The organism is Desulfobaculum sp. (genome assembly GCF_054921475.1).
Map to the genome: position 1 here is coordinate 1 of NZ_JBUDSW010000156.1, position 8,765 is coordinate 8,765.

Consider the following 8,765-nt stretch of genomic DNA (forward strand, 5'->3'; position numbering starts at 1 on the left):
GAGGGGAACCTGATTCGTACTGTGTGCTGTATGCGGGCCGCCGGCTGCGTCGAGCATCTGCTCGGCATTGCCGTGGTCCGCCGTCAAAAGAATCCGTCCGCCGCGTTCAAGAACGGCGGGAACAACGCGCGCCACGCATTCGTCCACCACGGAAACGGCCTTGCACGCCGCCGGAATAATTCCGGTGTGCCCCACCATGTCCAAGTTGGCAAAGTTCAGCACCGCAAAGTCGTAGCCCTTGTTCTTCCACAGGTCCACAAAGGCGTCGGTCACCTCGCGGGCGCTCATTTCGGGCTTTTCGTCGTAGGTTGCCACCTCGCGCGGGGACGGCACCAGCTTGCGGTCCTCCCCGTCAAAGGGCTCCTCGCGTCCGCCGTTGAAGAAATACGTCACGTGGGCGTACTTCTCCGTCTCCGCAATGCGCAGCTGCTTCAGCCCCATGCGCGACACCACCTCGCCAAGGCCGTCGGCAATGCCCTCGGGGGCAAAGGCCACAGGCAGCGGAAAGGCGGACTCGTACATGGTCATGGTGGTCAGCGCCGCCAGCTTGGGCCGACGCTCCCGCTCAAATTCCGCAAAGTCGTCGTCAAACAGCGTGCGCACAATCTGGCGCGCGCGGTCGGCGCGGAAGTTAAAGAAGAACACGCCGTCGCCATCCTCAAGGCGGGCAACGGGCGAACCATTACCATCCATGACGATGAGGGGCTTTATGAACTCGTCGTACTCTCCGGCCTCGTAGGCCTCGCGTACGGCAATAACGGGGTCGGCAACCATTTTGCCCTTGGCACGGGTCAGCGCGTCGTAAGCAAGGGCGTTGCGCTCCCAGCGCTTGTCACGGTCCATGGCGTAATAGCGGCCCGTCACCGTGGCAATGCGGCCATGGCCGATGCGGTCCATCTCCGCCTGCAACGCGGCAAGGTAGCCCGCGCCGCTATCCGGCGCAGTGTCGCGGCCATCCATAAAGCAGTGCACCACAGCATCCACCCCGGCCTCCTTGGCAACGGCCAAGAGGGCATACAGGTGGTTAATGTGGCTATGCACACCGCCATCGGACAACAGCCCCATCAAATGCAGACGCCCGCCGGACGCCTTGATGGCATCCAGCAGGTCCACAATGGCAGGACGTGTGGCGAGGGAGCCGTCCTCCATGGCAATGTCGATGCGCGTCATGTCCTGATAGACAACGCGGCCCGCACCGATATTCATATGGCCGACCTCGGAGTTGCCCATGAACCCGTCCGGCAATCCCACCGCGCGTCCGGAACAGTCGAGGACCGTTGCCGGATAGGCGTCCTTGAGGCTGTCGATGTACGGCGTTCCGGCCAGACACACGGCGTTGCCGTCCGTCGCGGGGGCAATGCCCCAGCCGTCGAGGATGAGAAGCAGAGTGGGTTTCGGTTCAGACATGGTTCCTCCTTGGGGTCGGCCACCAATTTACCGTGGTGGGAGCGGGGTGTCGCACGCGCCCATGGCGGGCGCGGTGGCGCAGCGGCTCATCGGCCGCGTGGGGACGCTAGGCGTCAGCTTCCGGCAGGTCCAGCTCGACCTTTTCGGCTTCGGCCCACAGGCCTTCCAGATTGTAGAAGCCGCGGGTGTCGTCCTGAAAGATGTGAACCAGCACGTCGTTAAGGTCCACAAGGATCCAGCCGCCGGTCTTGTAGCCTTCCATACCGAGGTACTCCACGCCTTCCTCGCCGCTGCGGTCAAGGACGTGGTCGGCAAGGGCCTGGGCGTGCTTCACGCTGCCGGCGGTCACCACCACCAGTCCTTCGGTGATGCTGCACAGTCCGGCAACATCAAGGGCCACGACGTCGCGTCCCTTCTTTTCGTCAAGCCACACAGCCACGCGCTTCATGGTCTCAACGGTTCCAAGGGTCGTGTTCTCGGAATTCTGCATAATTGGGAAAAGCTCCTTTTGGTGTCGTCGCCAAGGCTCTGGAGTGGCCTCCGGCCCCGGTCAACGCGGAAATATTTCTGGCCGTCCGGCGGGCGGACGGCGGGATGCACACATGTTCTGGACGCGGCAAGGCGCCACGCACCACCCGGACAGGATACCCTCCCTGTGGCGCATGTCCAGTCGCGGTCACGCGCGTGTGCGCGTACGCCGCGCGACATCACATAAAGCATTTCACACTTGCCCGCAATGATAGCCAAATGCGCAAAAGCCGCCCCAAAACACGGCCAGCGGCTCCCGAGCGGCCAACGGGAGAAAAATCACCCGCCATTTCAGATGGATAGCACGGCGCCCCCATCCAAAACCGCAGCCAAACACCGGATACACAGCGCACCGCCCGCGCGAATTTTCTTCGCCGCGCGGCAACAGGCGGGACTTTTCTGCCCAATTCAGGCCCACGCGCCTACGCAGACGTGCCCTCTCCGCCCCCGCCGTCCACCTCGGCCAACAGCCAGAGCAGGTCGCCGCCGGAAACCACCTGCGCCGCCGGATAGCGCCGCGCGGCCTCGGCAGGCTGGGTGACCATCTCCCGGACGATGCCGGCCTTGTGCGGCCCGGTAGCGAGGAAGACCACCAGCCGCGCCGCCGCACACAGCGGCAGGGTTATGGTTACCCGCTGCGATACGGCCGCATCCGGCGGAGCAAGCGCCGGAACCACAAGCCGCGCCCGCTCATCAAGGGCCGTGCTGTAGGGAAAAAGTGATGCGGTATGGCCATCGTCGCCCATGCCAAGCAGAACCACATCCAGCACCGGAACACCCTGCGTTGCGGCAAGGCCGCGCTCCTGCGTCACACCGCGCAAGGTGGCCTCGTACTGCGCGGCGGCCTCTGCGGCGTCGCCACTCTCGCCCGCTATGCGCATGACGTTGGCGGCGGGGAGAGGCACGCGGGACAGCAGTGTCTGGTGCGCCATGTGGGCGTTGCTGGCGGGGTCGTCCGGCGGCACCATGCGTTCATCACCATAGAAGACAAGAATGTCCGCCCACGGCATGTCCGCCTCCTGCGCAAGGAGTTCATAGGTGCGGCGCGGGGTGGACCCACCGGCCAGCATCAGGGCGGCAACGCCGCGCTGGGACACTGCGGCGCGGCACGCCTCGGCAATACGCCGCGCGGCCTCGCGCGCCATGGCCTCACGCGTGGCAAAGACCAGTGCCTGCGCGCCGGGGACGGCGTAGTCATCGGGCTGTGTATATGCCGGGTGCATCGTCATGCTGTACTCCATCCTGTCTGTAGAAGGTCACCACGTGTCTGCATGCGGGGCGGTTTCATCCCATTTTTGCGCCACAACATGCTTCTGCGGGCGCAAAAAGGGTTGACGCGCTCCATGCGGATTGGGCAAGGTTGCCGATACTTCAACGCACTGTGGGAAATGCGAAGTCCCGCAGATGCGCGCCGCGGCGCTGTGCACCAGTGCAGTGCCCACCCCTGCTTTTTCATACACCATAAACGGTACATGTACTCGAGAGGAGACCAGGCAATGATCTATGATGTCGAAACTGAAACCATGCCAAGAGAAGAGCTGGAGACACTCCAACTCAAGCGGCTGCAGAACCTTGTGGAACGTGTGTACGCCAACGTTCCGTTTTACCGCAAGCGCCTTGATGAAAAAGGCGTCAAACCCGCCGACATTCGCAGCCTCGCCGACATCCAGTACCTCCCGTTTACCGAAAAGCAGGATCTTCGCAACAACTACCCCTTTGGCCTTTTTGCCGTCCCGCGCGAGAACGTGGTGCGCATCCATTCCTCCAGCGGCACCACCGGCAAGGCCACGGTTGTGGGCTACACCAAGCGCGATGTAAAAAACTGGGCCACGCTGATGGCCCGCTCGTTCATGGCGGCTGGCGCAAGCTCTGCGGATATTGTCCACAACGCCTACGGCTACGGCCTGTTCACGGGCGGGCTTGGCGTGCACTACGGCGCGGAAGAGCTGGGCGCGACCATCGTTCCCGTCTCCGGCGGCGGGACGAGGCGTCAGGTGCAGCTGCTGCGCGACTTTGGCCCCACGGTTATCTGTAGCACGCCGTCCTACATGCAGTATCTTATTGAGGCATCAAACGATGCGGGCATGGACATACGCGAACTGCCGCTGCGCGTCGGCATCTTCGGCGCGGAACCGTGGACCGAGGAGATGCGGCGCGACCTTGAAGCGCGCCTTGGCATCACCGCCATTGATATTTACGGCCTGTCCGAAATCATGGGCCCGGGCGTGGCGTGCGAGTGCCGCGCCGCCCAGAACGGCCTGCACCTGGCCGAGGACCACTTCCTGCCCGAAATCATCGACCCCAAAACCGGCGAGACCCTGCCCCCCGGCTCCGTTGGCGAACTGGTCATCACCACGCTGACCAAGGAAGCCCTGCCCCTCTTGCGCTACCGCACGCGCGACCTCACCAAGCTGGACTACGTGCCCTGCAAGTGTGGCCGCACCCTCGTGCGCATGCACCGCATCATGGGCCGCAGCGACGATATGCTCATCATCCGCGGCGTGAACGTCTTCCCCTCGCAGATTGAAAGCATCATTCTGGAAACCGAGGGCACCGCCCCGCACTACCAGATCATCGTTGGCCGTCACGGTTCTCTGGATACGCTGGAAATTCAGGTGGAAGTGGACGAGAAGTTCCTCAGCGACGAAATCCGGGGCCTGCAGGCTCTGGAGCGCAAAATTCAGAAAAGCATCAAGGAATTCCTCGGCGTTACCGCCAAGGTCAAACTGGTGGAGCCAAAGACCATCGAGCGCTCCGAGGGCAAGGCCAAGCGCATCATTGACCAGCGCTAGCACAGCCCGGCGCGGCGGGCCAAAAGATGCTCAGCCGCGCCCCACATGGCTTGCCATAAGAACCAGTTATCGCGTACAAGACAGAAATCGCTGTTTCTACATGAAGCGGCGACGGCAAACGAAAGCTGAAACGGGAGACACCATACAATGAAAGCCGAACAGATTTCCATCTTTCTGGAGAACAGAGCAGGCCGCTTGGCCGAAGTCACGCGCGTGCTAAGCGAAAACTCGGTGAACATCCGGGCGCTGTCTCTGGCCGACACCTCGGACTTCGGCATCCTGCGCCTCATCGTTGACGACTTTGACAGGGCCAAGGCCGTGCTCAAGGACAACGGCTTTACCGTGGGCCGCACCACCGTTGTGGCGGCCGAAGTAACGGACCAGCCCGGCGGCCTGCATGCCATCCTCGACATGCTCTCCGCTGAGGGCGTTAACGTGGAATACATGTACGCCTTCGTCCAGCAGTCCGGAGAGGACGCCACCATGATCTTCCGTTTCGACCGCACGGACAAGGCCATTGAGACCTTGCAGCGCAACAACGTGAAGATTATCCCCGGCGCTGAGCTCTACAAAATGTAGCCTCCGGCGGATTTCGGACGACAAAGCATACAGCATATACAAGGGCGGCCTCCTTACGGAAGCCGCCCTTTTTGTTCTGGCCGTATGCCGGGCGCGCCGCAACGCGCCGCAGTAGCGCTACTGCTTGGCGGGCTGCGCCTCGCCCTGCGGGTACAGGTGCACATCGCGCTGGGGGAAGGGAATGGTGATGCCTTCGGCGTCGAACGCCTTTTTGATGGCTTCCATCAGCGCCCAGTAGATGCTCCAGTATTCCTCGGTCTTCACCCACGGGCGCACCACAAGGTTCACGCTGGAGTCGCCAAGGGTGTGGACGGCAACAACGGTTTCCGGATCGTCCAAAATGCGCGACTCCTTGGCGAGGGTCTTCCACACCACGTCCTTGGCCTTGTCGATGTCATCGTCGTAGGCAATGCCAAAGGTAAAGTCTATGCGGCGGATGGGGTTGGCGGTCACGTTGGTGATGACGTCGCCCATCAGCATGGAGTTGGGGATAATGATGCGCTGGTTGTCCGGCGTCACCATGATGGTGTTGAAAATGGTCAGGCGCTCCACGGTGCCGGCAACGCCAGCGCCAAGGACATAGTCGCCTACCTTAAAGGGCCGAAAGACCACCAGCATCACGCCGGAAGCAAAGTTCGACAGCGAGTCCTTCAGGGCAAGGCCGACGGCAAGACCGGCAGCGCCAAAGACCGCGATAAGCGACGTCACATTCACGCCCAAATGCGCCAGCGCGGCGATGCCCACGGCGGTCAGCAGCGTGTAGTACGTGACGCCGCTCAGAAAGTTGGCCAGCAGTTGGTCCGCGGCCCCGCGCCCCGCAATGCGGGACACGCCTTCGCCAATGAGCTTGGCCACCCACCGGCCCAGCAAAAAGATAATAATGGCTACGGGCAGGCGCAGGCCATTTTTCACCAGCCAAGCAAGGGCGAGTGTGGACCACTCGCTGAATTCAGCTACAGGCAGTATTGTCGATAGATCCATTCTGTTTCCTCCGTTTCAACTCTCGGCGCGTTCGCGTGAGCATTCTGTGCGAATCATCCCTTAGGATATAGCGTATGCGCCCCGCAAGGAAAAGCCACAAAACACCTTGCCTCCACCGCGCCTTACCTCTGGCCCCGCGCCCGCTCTCCCGCTATGATCGCCTCAGGCGGCGTGCAGTCCACGCCCAAAAGACGCCCCAAGACGTCAGGAGCCACCATGGACCAGACCAATTTTACCAACCTCGGCGCCAACCACTGGCGACTGCCCCGCCGCGGGACGATGCAGACCGACGCGGATTTTTTCGCCTCCAGCGACCTGCTGCGCGCCATGGAGGACGACGTGCGCCGCCAGCTGTGCGCTGTGGCGTCCTTGCCCGGCATCCGGGGCGCGGCCATCGCCATGCCCGACGCCCATGTGGGCTATGGATTTCCCATCGGCGGCATAGGCGCTTTTGACCCCGCGCACGGCGGCATTGTCAGCGCGGGCGGCGTTGGGTTCGACATTGCCTGCGGCGTACGCTGCCTGCGCACCGGCCTGCACAAAAGCGATATTCTCCGCGCGCAGGACGAGCTGGCGGACACGCTGTATACAGCCATCCCCAGCGGTCTTGGCACTGGCGGCTCCATCCGCCTGTCGAAGCAGGAGGCCACCGCCCTGCTGCGGGACGGCGCCAAGTGGGCCGTCCAGCGCGGCTACGGCTCGCAGGCGGACCTTGACCATACCGAGGAGCGTGGACGCATGGCCGGGGCCGACCCGGACGCCGTGTCGGAAAAAGCCATGACGCGCCTGCGCGACGCCATCGGCACCCTTGGCTCCGGCAACCACTATCTGGAAGTGCAATACATCGAGACCGTGTACGACGCCCGCGCCGCCGACGCCTATGGCATTGCCGAGGGCGACGTGCTGGTCAGCATCCATTGCGGCTCGCGCGGGCTGGGGCACCAAATCGGCACGGACTACCTTGCGCGGATGCTTGACGAAATGCCCGCCCATGGCCTGCCCATCACGGACCGCCAGCTTGCCTGCGCCCCGGCGGCCTCGCCCCTTGGGCAGGCGTATCTGGCGGCCATGCGTTGCGGCATCAATTGCGCCCTTGCCAACCGGCAAGTGCTCAGCCACCTCACGCGCGAGGCCTTTGCCCGCGTCTTCCCCGAGGCGCGGCTGTCCCTCATCTACGACGTGGCGCACAACACCTGCAAGGAGGAGCGCCACACCGTGGGCGGTGGCAGCGCCGCCCTGCTGGTGCACCGCAAGGGCGCAACCCGCGCTTTGCCGCCGGGGCACCCGGACCTGCCGTCCGCCTACGCCGCCGTAGGCCAGCCCGCCTTCATCGGCGGCAGTATGGGCACGGCGTCCTTCATTCTCACGGGAACGGACTACGGCATGCGCGTGGCCTTCGGGTCCATCTGCCATGGCGCGGGCCGCAGTATGAGCCGCAAAAAGGCGCAGAAAACCTTTCGCGGCGGTCAGGTGCTCTCGGACTTGCGGGACCACGGCATCGTCATCCGCAGCGGCTCCACGCGCGGCGCGGCAGAGGAAGCGCCGGGAGCCTATAAGGACATCGACGCCGTGGTGCGCGCGGTGACGGACGCAGGCATCGCCAAGGCAGTGGCGCGTGTGCGGCCCTTGGTCTGCGTGAAGGGGTAACCGGCGGCCAGCCCCGCGCAGTTTTGCCGCGTCGCCCGCTTGCGCCGCATCCGTCCATTTTGCCGCGCGCCGCGCGCGAAAAAGCGCGGCGGAGTTCCTCCCGCGCGTCGGTTTGTGGTATGCTTTACCGATGCTCCACACCCTTGTGCGCAACCAGATGCTGCCCGTCTCCCTTGGCGAGGCGTGGCTCTATTTCTCCAACCCGGCAAACCTGTGCCGCATCACGCCGTCGTGGCTGTGCTTTGACATGACCTGCCGCGAGCCGGACCCCATGTACCCCGGCCAAATTCTCACCTACTCCATCCGTCCGTTTCCGGGCGTTTCCATGCGCTGGGTCACGGAAATCACCCACGTGCGCGAGCCGCACTACTTTGTGGACGAGCAGCGCCTTGGCCCCTACCGCTTCTGGCACCACCAGCACATTTTCGAAAAGAAAAACGGCGGCGTGCACATGCGCGACATCGTCAACTACGCCCTGCCGCTCGGCTGGCTGGGAGATGCGGTGAACAGCCTGATTGTGCGCCCGCGCCTTCGGGCCATCTTCGCCTTCCGCAAAGAAACCCTCGCCAACCTTTTCGTCTAGCGCGCCCTCTCCCCTCTGACCGCAGACCACAAAAAAGGCGACGCCTCCATCAGGAGACATCGCCTTCTTCAGTATACAGAACACAGCCGGCGCTCAGGCCAGCCGGAACGCGCCACGCACATCACAAGCGTTACACGCGAACGGCGCTCACCACGTACACGGGGTCGCTGGTCCATGTTTCGCGGATGTGCGGATCATCTTCGGGCCGCCACCAATTCCGGACGCTGACGGTTTGCATATCGGCAAAC

The 8,765-nt window shown here is 63.5% G+C and carries 8 protein-coding genes; 4 read left to right on the forward strand and 4 right to left on the reverse strand.

Translation table 11 applies throughout. From position 1 onward, the window contains the following. From gpmI to pgl, 3 genes are all read right to left on the reverse strand, one after another. Window positions 1-1,407, reverse strand: a 1,407-nt coding sequence (gene gpmI / locus ACY69P_RS10825; RefSeq protein ID WP_462327477.1) for a 2,3-bisphosphoglycerate-independent phosphoglycerate mutase, incomplete at its 3' end; no start/stop codon positions are given. Window positions 1,408-1,513: 106 nt separating this feature from the next. Further along, window positions 1,514-1,897 carry a ribosome silencing factor gene (gene rsfS, locus ACY69P_RS10830; protein WP_404845515.1) on the reverse strand — a complete coding sequence of 128 codons (384 nt, stop codon included), beginning with the start codon at window positions 1,895-1,897 and terminating at the stop codon, window positions 1,514-1,516. Between the two features lie 460 nt (window positions 1,898-2,357). Beyond that, a complete protein-coding gene (pgl, locus tag ACY69P_RS10835; RefSeq protein WP_462327478.1) occupies window positions 2,358-3,164 on the reverse strand; it encodes a 6-phosphogluconolactonase in 807 nt (268 codons plus the stop codon). A 267-nt stretch (window positions 3,165-3,431) separates the two neighbouring features. On the opposite strand from pgl, the gene ACY69P_RS10840 reads away from it, so the two are divergent. Next, window positions 3,432-4,727: a phenylacetate--CoA ligase family protein gene (locus tag ACY69P_RS10840; protein ID WP_459901862.1), complete on the forward strand. Its 1,296-nt coding sequence runs from the start codon at window positions 3,432-3,434 to the stop codon at window positions 4,725-4,727. Between the two features lie 147 nt (window positions 4,728-4,874). Continuing rightward, window positions 4,875-5,306 carry an ACT domain-containing protein gene (locus ACY69P_RS10845; protein ID WP_404845512.1) on the forward strand — a complete coding sequence of 144 codons (432 nt, stop codon included), beginning with the start codon at window positions 4,875-4,877 and terminating at the stop codon, window positions 5,304-5,306. A gap of 117 nt (window positions 5,307-5,423) precedes the next feature. On the opposite strand, the gene ACY69P_RS10850 is transcribed toward ACY69P_RS10845, so the two are convergent. Then, the gene (locus tag ACY69P_RS10850; protein WP_462327479.1) at window positions 5,424-6,287 is read right to left on the reverse strand and encodes a mechanosensitive ion channel family protein; all 864 of its coding nucleotides are present in this window, start codon (window positions 6,285-6,287) and stop codon (window positions 5,424-5,426) included. A gap of 216 nt (window positions 6,288-6,503) precedes the next feature. On the opposite strand from ACY69P_RS10850, the gene ACY69P_RS10855 reads away from it, so the two are divergent. Together ACY69P_RS10855 and ACY69P_RS10860 are read left to right on the forward strand one after the other, a co-directional pair. Further along, on the forward strand, window positions 6,504-7,934 hold the full coding sequence (locus ACY69P_RS10855; RefSeq protein ID WP_462327480.1) for an RtcB family protein: 1,431 nt from the start codon (window positions 6,504-6,506) through the stop codon (window positions 7,932-7,934). 130 nt (window positions 7,935-8,064) lie between these two features. Beyond that, complete coding sequence (locus tag ACY69P_RS10860) at window positions 8,065-8,517, forward strand: SRPBCC family protein (RefSeq protein WP_459901865.1); 453 nt, start codon at window positions 8,065-8,067, stop codon at window positions 8,515-8,517. The last annotated feature ends 248 nt before the right edge of the window (window positions 8,518-8,765 follow it).

Coding starts and splice junctions, on each gene's coding strand:
- rsfS (WP_404845515.1), bottom strand. CDS start 1,897: ATGCAGAATTCCGAGAACACGACCCTTGGAACCGTTGAGACCATGAAG.
- pgl (WP_462327478.1), bottom strand. CDS start 3,164: ATGACGATGCACCCGGCATATACACAGCCCGATGACTACGCCGTCCCC.
- ACY69P_RS10840 (WP_459901862.1), top strand. CDS start 3,432: ATGATCTATGATGTCGAAACTGAAACCATGCCAAGAGAAGAGCTGGAG.
- ACY69P_RS10845 (WP_404845512.1), top strand. CDS start 4,875: ATGAAAGCCGAACAGATTTCCATCTTTCTGGAGAACAGAGCAGGCCGC.
- ACY69P_RS10850 (WP_462327479.1), bottom strand. CDS start 6,287: ATGGATCTATCGACAATACTGCCTGTAGCTGAATTCAGCGAGTGGTCC.
- ACY69P_RS10855 (WP_462327480.1), top strand. CDS start 6,504: ATGGACCAGACCAATTTTACCAACCTCGGCGCCAACCACTGGCGACTG.
- ACY69P_RS10860 (WP_459901865.1), top strand. CDS start 8,065: ATGCTCCACACCCTTGTGCGCAACCAGATGCTGCCCGTCTCCCTTGGC.